At 43.6% G+C, this 15344-nt stretch carries 11 protein-coding genes; all 11 read left to right on the forward strand.

The genetic code is table 11. The annotated features are described in order from the left end of the window. The first annotated feature begins 33 nt into the window (after window positions 1-33). The 11 genes from QWT69_RS07270 to meaB all read left to right on the forward strand — a co-directional run bounded on the left by QWT69_RS07270 (window position 34) and on the right by meaB (window position 15278). The gene (locus QWT69_RS07270) at window positions 34-2061 is read left to right on the forward strand and encodes a sigma 54-interacting transcriptional regulator (protein WP_317970426.1); all 2028 of its coding nucleotides are present in this window, start codon (window positions 34-36) and stop codon (window positions 2059-2061) included. 17 nt (window positions 2062-2078) lie between these two features. After that, a complete protein-coding gene (gene yqiS / locus QWT69_RS07275; protein ID WP_317970428.1) occupies window positions 2079-2987 on the forward strand; it encodes a phosphate butyryltransferase in 909 nt (302 codons plus the stop codon). A gap of 30 nt (window positions 2988-3017) precedes the next feature. Then, window positions 3018-4115: a Leu/Phe/Val dehydrogenase gene (locus QWT69_RS07280; RefSeq protein ID WP_317970430.1), complete on the forward strand. Its 1098-nt coding sequence runs from the start codon at window positions 3018-3020 to the stop codon at window positions 4113-4115. 39 nt (window positions 4116-4154) lie between these two features. Further along, window positions 4155-5237 carry a butyrate kinase gene (buk, locus tag QWT69_RS07285; protein ID WP_317970432.1) on the forward strand — a complete coding sequence of 361 codons (1083 nt, stop codon included), beginning with the start codon at window positions 4155-4157 and terminating at the stop codon, window positions 5235-5237. A gap of 30 nt (window positions 5238-5267) precedes the next feature. After that, a complete protein-coding gene (gene lpdA, locus QWT69_RS07290; RefSeq protein WP_317970434.1) occupies window positions 5268-6695 on the forward strand; it encodes a dihydrolipoyl dehydrogenase in 1428 nt (475 codons plus the stop codon). A 77-nt stretch (window positions 6696-6772) separates the two neighbouring features. Continuing rightward, entirely contained in the window at window positions 6773-7780 is a 1008-nt protein-coding gene (locus QWT69_RS07295; protein WP_317970436.1) for a thiamine pyrophosphate-dependent dehydrogenase E1 component subunit alpha, read from the forward strand. Then, the gene (locus tag QWT69_RS07300; protein WP_317970438.1) at window positions 7780-8763 is read left to right on the forward strand and encodes an alpha-ketoacid dehydrogenase subunit beta; all 984 of its coding nucleotides are present in this window, start codon (window positions 7780-7782) and stop codon (window positions 8761-8763) included. Before QWT69_RS07295 ends, QWT69_RS07300 begins: the two co-directional genes overlap by 1 nt. A gap of 19 nt (window positions 8764-8782) precedes the next feature. Then, window positions 8783-10102 (forward strand): dihydrolipoamide acetyltransferase family protein, encoded by a 1320-nt coding sequence (locus QWT69_RS07305; protein WP_317970440.1) that lies wholly within the window; start codon window positions 8783-8785, stop codon window positions 10100-10102. 258 nt (window positions 10103-10360) lie between these two features. Then, window positions 10361-12034 carry a methylmalonyl-CoA mutase family protein gene (locus QWT69_RS07310; protein ID WP_317970442.1) on the forward strand — a complete coding sequence of 558 codons (1674 nt, stop codon included), beginning with the start codon at window positions 10361-10363 and terminating at the stop codon, window positions 12032-12034. Next, window positions 12031-14184 carry a methylmalonyl-CoA mutase gene (gene scpA / locus QWT69_RS07315; RefSeq protein WP_317970444.1) on the forward strand — a complete coding sequence of 718 codons (2154 nt, stop codon included), beginning with the start codon at window positions 12031-12033 and terminating at the stop codon, window positions 14182-14184. The genes QWT69_RS07310 and scpA overlap by 4 nt, the downstream gene beginning before the upstream one ends. Before the next feature lie 41 nt (window positions 14185-14225). Further along, window positions 14226-15278: a methylmalonyl Co-A mutase-associated GTPase MeaB gene (gene meaB, locus QWT69_RS07320; protein WP_317970981.1), complete on the forward strand. Its 1053-nt coding sequence runs from the start codon at window positions 14226-14228 to the stop codon at window positions 15276-15278. Window positions 15279-15344 lie beyond the last annotated feature (66 nt).

Genomic DNA, 15344 nt, shown 5'->3' on the forward strand with positions numbered 1-15344 from the left:
GATTGCATGGTGCCTAAAGGAGAATGAATATCCTTGCAAAATGTTCTCATTGTTGGTGCAGGTTCCGGAGGCACAAAAATTCTTAATCTGCTCTTGAATCTGGATTTAATGCATGTAATGGCGATTGTAGACATAGACGGACAGGCTCCAGGATTACATATCGCCGAAAAAAGAGGGGTACCGCATGGGTCAGATTGGAATATACATCTGACTGAAAAAGTAGATATCGTATTTGATTTAACAGGAAAGCCAGAAGTTTTTAAAGAGCTACGGAAGAAAGTTCCATCCCATACATTACTAATACCTGGATCCGTTGCAAATCTTCTTGTAGATCTTCTCGATGAAAAAGACCAATTCATTCATAAAATCCAAGCGGAAAGAGACCGACAACGATTGATATTCAATTCAATTGATGAAGGAATGATTGGTGTCAACCGGGAAGGGCAAATCGACTTCATTAATGAAAGCGCTTGCAAAATGTTAGAAGTTTCTGATTCTTATGCACTTGGACGTCCGATTTATGACATCATACCGACGAGTAAACTGATGAGAGTGTTACATTCTGGCAAAGCAGAATTGAACGATGAGCTTATTCTGCCGAATGGACTGGAAATCGTTAGCTCAAGATATCCACTCAATTCTACAACTGAAGAGCCATTTGGTGCGTTTGCTGTCTTCAAGAATGTTACGGAAGTTGTGAAACTAGCTGAAGAAATTACAGACTTGAAATCGGTCAAGACGATGCTTGAAGCCATTATCCATTCTAGTGATGATGCCATCTCAGTCGTCGACGAAAAGGGAAATGGAGTACTTGTCAATCCGGCTTATACACGAATTACCGGACTAAGCGAAGACGAAGTGATCGGTAAACCCGCTTCGGTCGATATCAATCAAGGTGAAAGCATCCATATGAAAGTGTTGACGACAGGTAAGCCTGTTCGTGGAGTGAATATGCGAATTGGTGAGGACAACCGTGATGTTATCGTAAACGTAGCTCCAATCATCGTCGATCAGCAAGTGAAGGGAAGTATCGGTGTTATTCACGATATTACGGAGATGCGCAATCTTATGAAACAACTGGACTGGGCAAGACAAATCATCAGGAAATTGGAGTCTACGTATACGTTTTCCGATATACATGGTCAATCCGGTGATATTAGCCTTGCGATAGACCAAGGTAAAATTGCAGCAAAATCGGATATCCCAGTTATGCTTCGTGGAGAACCTGGAACAGGAAAAGAATTGTTTGCGAATGCTATACACAGTGGAAGCTCAAGAAAAGGGAATAAATTTATACGTGTCAATTGCAGTGCAATCGACATTGCTACAATGGAAAAGGAATTATTCGGTGAAACCGATGACAGTGATACGCATAAGGGCGGCATATTAGAAGAGGTCGGGGAAGGCACGCTGTTCCTCGATGAAGTGACAGATTTAAGCATGACTGTTCAATCTAAATTACTTTCTTATTTGCAAAATGGAACGGCCTATTCAGACGTATCTGTACCTGGCGTGAACAAAGCGAGAATCATAGTTGCATCTTCTAAAAACTTAGAAAAAGCAATTCATGACGGTACATTCAATACCGATCTTTATTACCACTTAAATCGTTTGTCGATACAAATTCCTCCGCTCCGTACTAGGAAGGCAGATATACCGGAAGTGGTAAAACATCTCTTGGTGAAACTTAACCAGGAATTTGGGATGAATGTCGAAACATTGACTGCGGATGCGATGCTGCGGCTACAGCAATATGAGTGGCCAGGCAATGTTCGCGAACTAGAAAATGTGCTGAGTCGAGCGATGATATATATGAAAACCGGTTCCGTTATGATTGATGGGGAAGATATTAATCGGTCTCTCTTCACAAATGAAGTGAAAGCGGTTGAATACGTCCTCCCAGAAAAAAGCACTTTGGCTTCTGTCATGGATGATTACGAAAAATCCGTCCTAGAGAAAGCACTTGAAGAACACGATGGCAACAAATCATTGACAGCAAGCAGATTGGGCATTTCATTGCGCTCCCTTTACTACAAAATGGAGAAATTTAAGCTCATTTGAAACAAAGGAGGCACACCATGGCTACTTTAGATGAACTCGTAGAACAAACAGCATTATCAGGCACACGGATCGTCTCGGTGGCATGCGCTGCCGATACTGAAGTGCTGGAAGCTGTTGAGATGGCTATATTGAAAGGGATTGCTTCCTTTATCTTGTTTGATGATGAAGAACAAATCTACAAAATCATAGAAGAGCATTTTTCGAAATTATCACGACACCCATCCATCCGCATCGTCCATGCTGAATCAATGCAAGACGCTGCAGAAAAAGCTGTTCGTGCAGTTTCAAGTGGGGAAGCGCAAGTGCTCATGAAGGGGAACTTGCCGACTGCTGTCATCTTGAAATCCGTACTGAACAGTGAATATGGATTGCGGACTGGAAAAGTGCTGTCACATGTCGCAGCTTTTGAAGTTAGCGGTTATAATCGACTGTTATTTGTGACAGATGCTGGCATGAATATTGCTCCGAACCTTGACGAAAAAGCACAAATCATCCGCAATGCTGTAACTACAGCGCGGGCATGCGGAGTGGATAGACCAATTGTCGCTCCGTTGGCAGCTATCGAAACGGTCAATCCGAATATGGTTCCGACAACAGATGCGGCTTTACTCACTATAATGAATCAACGTGGACAAATTAAAGATTGTATCATCGATGGCCCGCTTGCATTGGATAATGCGGTTTCAGTCGAATCGGCTCGCCATAAAGGCATCACAAGTGAAACTGCGGGAAATGCAGACATCCTTATGGTACCTTCGATAGAAGCCGGAAATATTCTTTACAAATCTCTTATGTACTTCGCCAACGCAAAAGTCGGCGGTATCATACAAGGCGCGAGGGCGCCCATCGTCCTCACATCTAGATCAGATAGCGCCGAAAGTAAATTGTATTCACTAGCTTTAGCAATACAAACATCTAAATACTAAAATCGGATAATCCGAAGGAGGAAATTCATCATGGAACTATTCAAATACATGGAATCTCACGATTATGAGCAACTAGTCATCTGTCAGGATAAAACTTCAGGATTGAAAGCAATCATCGCCATTCACGATACAACGCTTGGACCTGCGCTTGGTGGTACACGCATGTGGACGTATGCAAGTGAAGAAGAAGCGATTGAAGATGCACTTCGTCTTGCAAAAGGAATGACTTACAAGAACGCCGCAGCAGGATTGGATCTTGGTGGCGGAAAGACAGTTATTATAGGAAATCCTAAAACAGACAAGAATGATGAAATGTTCCGTGCTTTCGGCCGCTTTATCGAAGGGCTTAATGGCAGATACATTACAGCTGAGGATGTTGGTACAACTGAAGCAGACATGGATTTAATCCATTTGGAAACTGATTATGTGACTGGCGTATCCGCCGAATTCGGTTCTTCAGGTAATCCTTCACCCGTAACAGCTTTTGGTGTGTATAAAGGTATGAAAGCGGCTGCTAAAGAAGCATTCGGTTCTGATTCATTGGAAGGTAAAGTTGTAGCGGTTCAAGGTGTCGGCAACGTGGCGTATACACTTTGTGAACATCTTCATGAAGAAGGGGCAAATCTGATTGTAACTGACATCAATGAAGAAGCTGTTCAACGTGCAGTAGATGCTTTTGGAGCGACAGCGGTCGGAATAAATGAAATCTATTCACAAGAAGCAGATATTTTCGCACCATGTGCATTAGGTGCAATCATTAATGACGAAACGATACCACAACTTAAAGTTAAAGTTATAGCTGGATCAGCAAACAATCAATTGAAAAATCCTGAACACGGAGATCAAATCCATGAAATGGGTATCGTTTACGCTCCGGATTACGTCATCAATTCAGGCGGCGTTATCAATGTAGCAGATGAACTTGCAGGTTATAACAGTGAACGTGCATTAAAACGTGTTGCAGGGATTTACGATACAATCGAAAAGATTTTCGCGATATCCAAGCGAGACAACATTCCTTCCTACGTAGCGGCGGATAGACTTGCTGAAGAACGTATTGCGCGTGTGGCTAAATCACGCAGTCAGTTTCTTCAAAACGAAAAAAGCGTACTAACACAAAAGAAGTAATAATATAACGTTTGCATTGCTGTGATTGGAGGAATTGCTTTGCAAGAATCTAGCTTTCGAATCCTTGTTATAAATCCAGGCTCCACATCAACGAAAATTGGTGTCTATGATGATGACCAACTTGTCATGGAAGAAACATTGAGACACTCTAACGAGGAACTTGCGCGCTTTTCTTCCATCAGTGACCAATACAGCTTCCGCAAAGGTACGATTCTCCATTCAATCGAACAGGGAGGCGTCGAGTTGGCTAGCCTGAACGCCGTATGCGGGAGGGGCGGTTTGCTCCGTCCTATATCAGGCGGTACGTACGAAGTAAATGATGTCATGATTGAAGACTTGAAGAATGGCTATTCTGGACAACATGCCTCGAATTTGGGTGGCATCATAGCCAATGAAATTGCTTCTTTTTTAGATATCCCGGCATTCATTGTCGATCCCGTTGTTGTGGATGAGATGCACCCTCTTGCACGTGTGTCTGGTTTTTCGCTAATCAGCAGAAAATCAATCTTTCATGCATTGAATCAGAAAGCGGTTGCCAGAAGGTTTGCAAAACAGACAGGGAAGAGCTACGAAGAATTGCGATTAATCGTAACGCATATGGGTGGAGGAATTACCGTCGGTGCGCATCGTTACGGCAAAGTGATTGATGTCAATAACGGATTGCATGGCGATGGTCCTTTCAGTCCTGAACGTGCAGGTACAGTCCCTTCAGGTGAATTGGTGGAGCTTTGCTATTCGGGAACCTATTTCCGTAAAGAGGTCATGACGAAGCTTGTAGGCCAAGGCGGATTGGTTGGCTATCTTGGTACCAATGACGCCGTAACTGTCGAAAAACGGATTCAAAATGGCGACAAGGAAGCTGAACACATCTATGAAGCAATGGCCTATCAAGTCGCGAAAGAAATTGGCAGTGCAGCTGCTGTCCTTGAGGGTCAAGTGGATGGAATCATCTTAACGGGTGGTCTGGCTTACGGTAAGCAATATGTTGAAATGATTGCTTCAAGGGTCGGATGGATTGCAGATGTAATCGTCTACCCAGGTGAAGATGAGTTGCAGGCATTAGCCGAAGGGGCACTACGTGTCCTTACCGGTGAAGAGAACGCTAAAACCTATCCAGCCTGATTGGATAGTGACAGGAGGCCGTGAAAACAAATGGCACAGGAATATGATGTAGTTATTTTAGGTGGCGGAACCGGTGGATATGTCGCTGCAATCCGGGCTGCGCAATTGGGTCTTAAAACAGCGATAGTCGAAAAAGACGCACTTGGTGGAACTTGTTTGCACAAAGGCTGTATTCCAAGTAAAGCATTGCTGAAAAGTGCGGAAGTATTTCAAATGACTAAAAATGAAGCTGCCCATTACGGAGTGGATATATCTGACACGACTTTGAATTTTTCAAGAGTGCAGGCCAGAAAAGATGAAGTAGTGAAACAGCTTTATAACGGTGTCAAAGCGCTTATGAAAAAAGGGAAAATTGATGTCTACGAAGGGTACGGAAGAATGTTAGGACCCTCGATCTTTTCACCGATGCCAGGTACAATTTCGGTTGAAATGAATAATGGTGAAGAGAATGAAATGCTAATCTTGAAAAACTTGATCATCGCGACGGGTTCAAGACCACGTACTTTGCCCGGACTTGAACTGGATGAGCAACAAATCTTATCTTCAGATGGCGCGTTAAAAATGACTGATTTGCCGAAGTCAATGATTATTGTAGGCGGAGGAGTAATTGGTATTGAGTGGGCTTCCATGTTGAATGATTTTGGTGTAGACATAACTGTTATTGAATATGCAGACAGAATCATTCCGACAGAAGATGAAGATATTTCTAAAGAAATGAAGAAAATCTTGACGAAAAAAGGGATTACATTTGTGACGGGTGCTAAAGTGCTTCCTGAAACACTATCTAAATCGGATAATTCCGTTACAATTTCCGCTGAAGTTGCAGACGGAACGAAAGAATTCACAGCAGAGAAAATGTTGGTTTCAGTCGGCAGACAAGCAAATACAGAAGGAATCGGTATTAATAACACCGAAATACAAGTAGAGAATGGCTACATACAGACTAGGCCAACATTCCAAACTAAAGAAAATCATATATACGCGATCGGTGATTGCATCGGTGGTCTTCAACTTGCGCATGTCGCGTCCCATGAAGGGATTTCAGCAATCGAACATATCGCAGGGCATCAAACTGAACCGATTAATTACACAAACATTTCACGTTGTATCTATTCAAGTCCTGAAGCAGCAAGTGTCGGATTGACAGAAGCTCAGGCTAAAGAGCAAGGCTTTGACGTAAAAGTCGCGAAGTTCCCGTTTGCTGCAATCGGAAAAGCGCTTGTCAATGGCAATTCTGAAGGCTTCACGAAAATTATTGCTGATAAAAAGACAAATGATTTGCTAGGTGTCCATATGATTGGTGCACATGTGACAGATCTTATATCTGAAGCTGGTCTTGCAATGGTTCTTGACGCAACTCCTTGGGAAGTAGCATCAACGATCCACCCGCATCCTTCTTTGTCAGAAGTGATCGGCGAAGCAGCACTTGCAGTAGATGGCAAAGCAATTCATATGTAATCTGTCGTGTCTCTGCAATGGGCAATCTTAAATGACTTTCTATGAGCAGGGATACATTAAAGAAGGGGGTACATCAAATGGCGAATTCACGTCATATAGACTTAGGTCTGTCTAACGAAAATGTGTTGGAAATTTATGAAACAATGATTATGGCTCGTCGTCTCGACGAACGCATGTGGCTTTTAAACCGTGCCGGCAAAATTCCATTTGTTATTTCTTGTCAAGGACAGGAAGCAGCTCAGGCGGGCGCCGCTTTTGCACTAAATAAAGATAAAGACTGGATCGCTCCATATTATCGTGATATGGGCGTCGTCCTTCATTTTGGAATGACACCTAAAGAGCTTATGTTATCTGCTTTTGCCAAAGCTGAAGATCCAAATTCCGGCGGTCGTCAGATGCCAGGTCACTTTGGACAGAGAAAAAACCGTATTCTGACAGGTTCTTCTCCTGTTACAACTCAATTGCCTCACGCAGTCGGTGTTGCACTGGCCGCGAAAATGAAAAATGAAGATTTCATTACTTTCGTCACTTTAGGCGAAGGATCTTCAAACCAAGGGGATTTCCATGAAGGAATGAACTTTGCAGGCGTTCACAAACTACCTACAGTTATAATGGTCGAGAATAATAAATACGCAATTTCAGTACCATACGAAAAGCAATTGGCATGTGAAAATGTTTCAGACCGAGCTGTCGGGTACGGAATGCCAGGTGTTACGGTAGATGGCACAGACCCACTTGAAGTGTACCGTGTTGTTAAAGAGGCTGCTGACAGAGCTCGTAGCGGGGAAGGTCCTAGTCTTGTAGAAGCGGTTTGTTATCGTTTGACGGCGCACTCTTCTGATGATGATCATCGTCTATACAGAGATGCTGAAGAGCTTGAAACGGAGCGGAAGCTAGACCCAATCCCTAAGTTCGCGGCATATTTAAGAGAAGCGGGCGTAATGGATGAAGCTTATGAAAAAGAGATGGAAGATAGAATTATGGCAATCGTTAACGAAGCGACTGACTATGCTGAGAATGCTCCATATGCGGAAGCGGAATCTGCACTTCTACATGTATACAAAGAGGAAGGGGGCAACGAATAATGGCTGTCATTTCTTATATTGATGCAATTACACTTGCGATGAAAGAAGAAATGGAAAGAGACGAGAACGTATTCGTTATTGGAGAAGATGTCGGTCGTAAAGGCGGAGTCTTCAAAGCGACAACGGGTTTATATGATCAATTTGGAGAGTATCGTGCACTTGATGCACCGCTTGCAGAATCGGCAATTGCGGGTGTAGGTATCGGTGCTGCAATGTATGGAATGCGACCGATTGCTGAAATGCAGTTTGCGGATTTCATCATGCCAGCAGTGAATCAGATTGTTTCTGAAGCTGCAAAGATCCGATACCGTTCGAACAATGACTGGTCTTGTCCGATTGTTATCCGTGCGCCTTTTGGTGGAGGTATTCATGGTGCACTTTATCACTCACAATCAGTCGAATCGATGTTTGCTAGCACTCCAGGATTGAAAATCGTTATCCCATCGACTCCATATGATGCAAAAGGACTGTTGAAAGCGGCTATCCGCGATGATGATCCAGTGTTATTCTTTGAACATAAACGAGCTTATCGTCTGATTAAAGGTGAAGTTCCTGAAGAGGAATATGTACTTCCAATTGGTAAAGCAGATGTTAAACGTGAAGGGGACGACATTACAATCATCACGTACGGCCTATGCGTACACTTCGCATTGCAAGCTGCTGAAAGACTTGCAGAAGACGGTATATCAGCGCATATCCTAGATCTTCGAACGGTTTATCCACTAGATAAAGAAGGAATCATTGAAGCTGCTTCAAAAACAGGTAAAGTTCTTCTGGTCACTGAAGACAATCTTGAAGGAAGCATCATGAGCGAAGTTTCTGCCATCATTGCAGAAAATTGCCTGTTCGAACTGGACGCTCCCATCAAACGTCTTGCTGGACCTGATATTCCTGCAATGCCATATGCTCCAACAATGGAGAAATTCTTTATGGTCAATCCTGACAAAGTGGAGAAAGCCGCTCGTGAACTCGCTGAATTTTAAGTGGAAGGAGGAAGTTTAATTGGCTATACAAAATATTGAAATGCCTAAGCTGGGTGAAAGTGTCACAGAAGGAACAATTGAGAAGTGGCTAGTAAAGCCTGGCGATACAGTTAATAAATACGATCCTTTGGCGGAAGTAAATACCGATAAGGTGACTGCTGAAATCCCGTCTTCGTTTACCGGAACAATCAAGGAGATCCTTGTTCAAGAAGGTGAAACAGTGGAGGTTGGCGTCGTCGTTTGTACGATTGAGACTGAAGGTGGCGGAGAAGCATCAGCAGATGTGGCAGAACAACCTGCTGCAGCTCCAGTAAAAGAGGAACCTGCTAACGAGATGCCAGCAGCCGGCTCTCAAAAACCAGCTTCACCAGTGAAAAAAGGTGCAGGAGCGTCTCGCTATTCTCCTGCCGTTATGAGAATGGCACAGGAAAATGACATCGACCTATCTCTCGTTGAAGGATCAGGAAAAGAAGGACGCATCACTCGAAAAGATCTGCAATCGATCATCGATAGTGGAAACATCCCGACTGCTGCACCTGTGCAAACTGCTAAGGAATCTGAAACTCAAGCACAATCTGCTACAGTTGTGCAACCAGTTGCGAAACCAGCTGCTCCTGCACCAATTCCAACTTCAGCCGGAGATATTGAAATCCCTATAACAGGCGTTCGAAAAGCGATTGCTACGAACATGTTGCGTTCAAAACATGAAGCTCCTCATGCCTGGACAATGATTGAAGTTGACGTTACGAACTTAGTACAATACCGTGACTCATTGAAAAAAGATTTCAAACAGAAGGAAGGTTTCAATCTCACGTATTTCGCATTCTTCGTGAAGGCGGTTTCCCAAGCATTGAAAGAATTCCCGATGATGAACTCCATGTGGGCTGGAGATAAGATAATTCAAAAGAAAGACATTAATATTTCCATTGCAGTTGCGACGGAAGATGCATTATATGTACCAGTCATCAAGCATGCTGATGAAAAAACAATTAAAGGCATCGGCCGCGATATCAATGAACTGGCTTCCAAAGTCCGTTCAGGTAAATTGAAATCGGATGAAATGCAAGGTGGTACGTTCACTGTAAACAACACCGGCTCATTCGGTTCCATCCAATCGATGGGGATTATAAATTATCCACAAGCGGCGATTCTGCAAGTCGAATCGATTGTGAAGCGTCCAGTCATCATGGATGGTGGAATGATTGCAGCGCGTGATATGGTGAACTTGTGCTTATCACTAGACCACCGTGTTTTGGACGGTCTTGTTGCTGGTAATTTCCTTGCTCGTGTCAAAGAAATACTTGAAAATATTAGTGCAGATAATACATCAATTTATTAATACTAATGAAAAGCTGTCTCTCATTGCGGGAGGCGGCTTTTTTCCCTAAGGATTTTGGCAGCTAGATCACGGTTGTAAATTAACTTTAAAATGATTCACTTGTCGGGTACACTATAGATAGAAATAAAGCGAGTTTTACTGAAGTTTAACTACTTCACATGTAGTATACATACCGTTTTACCGTTGGAAACTATAGACTTTAAATTAGTCTGAAGTTTCCGGGCCGGTTCACTCCAGAAAGCGGAAGGGGCAAATGAAGTGACAATTGAGAAAATGAAAAATACGTCTTTCGAAAAAGCTGACTTCGACCAATGGAAAAGTCTCGCTGTCGACTCGCTGAAAGGCAAACCATTTACCAAACTGACAACGAATACTTTGGAAGGAATTGATATTCACCCGCTCTATTATGAGAGTTGTAATCACCAAAATACGTCAATCATCCAACAAATGAAAGAGGAGCGGGGATGGATCATCGCTCAACAAACCATAGCGGATGATGCAACCAGTTTCCTTGAACTGTTGAAAGCATCCATTGAAAGAGGCAATGAATCGATCGTCTATGACGGTACAAATCCAATGAATTGGAATGAAGACGAACTCAAACAATTAGCAAGTTTGTTAACTGAATATCCTTCATACATGTTCAATATCGATAGCGGAGATTCCATTTTACGGGTATTTGACCTCATCAGAGTAGAAAGTCGTGACAAAGTCGCCGGAATTGTCGCTTCCAACAATTGGGCAGTGCCTGAAGGGTACATAAAACTTCGAACACGTGGCGCTGATCTTTGGGACATTCACCATGCAGGTGCCGATGCTGTAACTGAACTGGCAGTCTCGCTGGCAACGGCATCTAAATTAGCAACCGCTTCCAATTCGTTTGCGGACTTTGCGGCTGCATTCTTCGTCAGATTTGCGATTGATACGCATTTCTTCATGGAAATCGCCAAACTTCGTGCATTTCGTATTTTGTGGAAGGCTTTCGCAAAAGCGTATAAAATCGACGATGCACCGGTTATTCCATTAGCTGCGGTTACGTCTATCCGTTCGTATTCTAAACTGGACCCTTACGTCAACTTGTTGCGGGCTGGAAATGAGACATTTGCTGCAGTACTGGGAGGAGCGGATATTATTACGACGCACCCACACGATATTTTAACGGGACCAAGTGCCAGTTCAATCCGCTACAGCAGAAATATTCAGCTCGTTCTAAGAGAAGAGTCACATGTTGGCAAAGTACTTGATCCTGCAGGTGGATCTTATTTCATCGAAAAACTGACTGAAGAACTTGTCCGCAATACGTGGACACTATTCCTTGAAATAGAAAATGCTGGTGGCATAGACGGTTTCTTGTTGGATGATCATCTGCTTAAGCTGACCGCCGAACGCAATAGAGAGCTAGCCAGCGGTAAGAAATCACTTGTCGGAACAAATACGTATGCAGAATTGATAGAGGTAGAATTGAAGGATTGGAACGGCATCAAAAAAACGGAGAGACCTGCTGGAATGTTTGAATCATACAGACAGAAGTTTGCCACATCGCAACCGGAAACCGTCATTTTGACATTCGGCCAATTGAAAGATTTCAAACCACGTGCTGATTTCGTAGCCGGTTTCTTGTCAACAGGGGGCATTCATTCGAAATGGAGTCCTGCCTTCACTTCCGCCAATGAGGCTGTTGCATGGCTTGAGAAGGAAAAGCCAGACTATGCGATTGTTTGTGCAAATGATGAGACTGTGCAATCGGTCATGCAAACACTTCTAAATAATCGACCTGCGGGAATAATGTTGGACGTGGCTGGAAAGTTTAACGATCTATTAGTTGCTGCTTGGAAAGAGGAAGGTCTGACTGGGACAATCTACAACGGACAAGATAAAATCGCTAAACTGCAAAGCATCCATGAGTTGTGCAAAGGAGGTCGTCACAAATGAAAAAGCCTGATTTCAACAATATAGATTTAGCTGAATTGACGTCATCAATGAAGAAAAAAACTGATGAATCTCCTTTTTTGACGAATGAAGGTATTAATGTTAAATCCACCTATTCACTAGAGGATATTGCAGATATTAGTCATCTAGAAGATTTGCCTGGCATAGCTCCGAATACTAGAGGACCTTATCCGACGATGTACGTTGCAAGACCGTGGACGGTGCGTCAATATGCAGGATTTTCCACTGCCGAAGAAAGTAATGCATTTTACAGACGCAACTTGGCGATGGGACAGAAAGGTCTATCTGTCGCTTTCGATTTGGCCACACATCGAGGATATGATTCCGACCATCCGCGCGTAACAGGAGATGTTGGTAAAGCGGGTGTAGCCATTGACTCTGTTGAAGATATGAAAATCCTTTTCGACGGGATTCCACTCGACCAGATGTCCGTATCGATGACGATGAACGGTGCTGTATTGCCTATCATGGCTTTTTATATCGTCGCGGCGGAAGAACAAGGTGTTGGGCCGGATATGCTTGCAGGAACTATCCAAAATGACATTTTAAAAGAATATATGGTGCGAAACACATATATCTTCCCTCCTGCAATGTCGATGCGGATTATCGCAGATATCTTTGAATATACGTCTAAAAAGATGCCGAAGTTCAACTCGATATCCATTTCTGGCTATCATATGCAGGAAGCGGGTGCGACTGCAGATATCGAACTCGCCTATACACTTGCGGATGGATTGGAATATGTTCGGACGGGATTGAAAGCGGGCATTGACATCGATTCATTTGCTCCGCGTCTGTCGTTTTTCTGGGCGATCGGTATGAATTACTTTATGGAAATCGCTAAAATGCGTGCTGCCCGTAAAATCTGGGCTCAAATGATGCAGACATTTTCCCCTAAAAATCCTAAATCACTTGCACTGCGTACCCATTCACAGACGTCAGGATGGAGTTTGACAGAACAAGATCCATTTAATAATGTGACACGTACGCTTGTAGAGGCGAATGCAGCCGCAATGGGTCACACGCAGTCACTCCATACGAACGCGCTAGATGAAGCGATCGCATTGCCAACAGACTTCTCTGCCAGAATCGCAAGGAACACCCAGCTGTTCCTTCAAGAAGAGACGTATATGACAAAGACTATCGATCCTTGGGGTGGTTCGTACTATGTTGAGAAATTGACAGATGAATTGATGGAGAAAGCTTGGGAATTGATTGAAGAAATCGAGGAACTCGGCGGCATGGCAAAAGCCATTGAAACCGGTTTACCGAAGATGAAAATCGAAGAAGCTGCAGCGAAACGTCAAGCTAAAATTGACTCGCGTGCAGAGACAATTATCGGAGTCAACAAATATCGGCTTGATAAAGAGGAGCCAATTGATATACTGGACATCGATAATTCACTCGTCAGACAAAAACAAATTGATCGGATAAATACGATGAAAGACAACCGAGATGAAAGTGCTGTGTTGACCGCACTTGATGCATTGACTGAAGCTGCTAGTAATGGAACAGGTAATCTTCTCGAACTTTCAGTGGATGCTGCTAGAGCAAGAGCGACAATTGGTGAAATTTCAGATGCAATTGAAAAAGTTTCTGGCAGACATAAAGCGATTATCCGCTCTGTTAGCGGAGTGTACAGTTCTAATTTCTCCAATGCGGAAGAAATTGATGAAGTGAAGCAGATGGCAGATGAATTCATGGAAAATGAAGGTCGGCGACCACGTATTCTCATTGCAAAAATGGGTCAGGACGGGCATGATCGTGGAGCAAAAGTTATTGCTTCCTCGTTTGCAGATCTTGGATTTGACGTGGACATTGGCCCATTATTCCAGACACCTGAAGAGACGGCCTTACAAGCTGCTGAGAACGACGTACACGTTGTAGGCGTCAGTTCCCTTGCTGCAGGGCATAAAACACTCGTGCCGACATTGCGGAATGAATTGGCGAAAATTGGTAGACAGGATATTTTAATCGTAGTCGGTGGCGTCATTCCTGCTCAAGATTATGAATTTTTACGAGAGAATGGTGCGACAGCGATCTTTGGCCCAGGAACCGTCATCCCTGTCGCAGCTCAGAAAGTGATTGAAGACATTTATCGCGCACTCGGTTACGAGGAAGTGATAGAGTGAGAAAAAAAGATCGTGATGTGCAAGACAGTGCTTTGAATGTGATGGGCGGCATCGAGTCTAGGCATGACGGTATTGTTTCTTCGGGTCGCAAACGATTTGTTAAGAAAAGTAAAGCGGTAGCTGTTGATGCCCTATATAATGAAATTAGCGCAGGTTCCAGACTTCATCTATCAAAAGGGATTACAATACTTGAAAGCATGCAACAGACAGATAAGGTCGCCGGGCAGGAATTACTAAGAAAGTTGCTGCCGAAAACAGGGTCCAGCATCCGCATTGGGATTACCGGTGTGCCTGGAGCTGGGAAAAGTACTTTTATCGAAACATTTGGTTTGCGACTCGCAGAAGAAGGCCATAAAGTTGCTGTCCTAGCGATCGATCCGAGTTCAACGGTTACTGGAGGCAGCATTTTAGGTGACAAGACACGGATGGAAAGGTTAGCGAGGCACCCTAACGCTTTCATCAGGCCATCCCCCTCCTCAGGCACTCTTGGCGGAGTTCACAAAAAGACACGGGAAACAATGCTTCTTTGTGAGGCGGCGGGTTATGACATCATCCTTGTTGAGACGGTAGGAGTCGGTCAAAGTGAAACAGTTGTTAGAGGGATGGTTGATTTCTTTATGCTGCTCGTACTGACCGGTGCTGGTGATGAACTGCAAGGGATGAAAAAAGGAATAATGGAATTGGCAGATTCAATAATCGTTCATAAAGCTGACGGAGATAATCTGAAATTGGCAAAGAAGACGGTTAGGGAATATCGGCAATTATTGCATTTTCTGCAACCGGCAACGCCTGGGTGGATGTCTAATTCGATTCCTGTCTCATCTTTGAAAAACACGGGGTTCGATGATGTTTGGTCGACGATTACGGAATTTAAAGAAAAGATGGAAGTAAGCGGTATGTGGCATCAACGTCGCCAATCCCAAACGAAGGATTGGTTCCAATCCATGATACGAGATCGTCTCATTGATAATTTTTTCGCTGAAACAGGGATGAAAGAACGGGTAAGTGGCCTGGAACAGCGGCTATTGACTGGAGAAATGACAGTAGCTAGTGCAGTTGACCAAATACTTCCGTCAAAAAAGAACGATGATTGAATTACTAAGCAAATCGCTTTTTTGCAAGTAATACAGTCAACTGCTATGATAAACACATATAAGGAA

The sequence above is a fragment of the Sporosarcina oncorhynchi genome, assembly GCF_033304615.1.
Taxonomy (GTDB): domain Bacteria; phylum Bacillota; class Bacilli; order Bacillales_A; family Planococcaceae; genus Sporosarcina; species Sporosarcina oncorhynchi.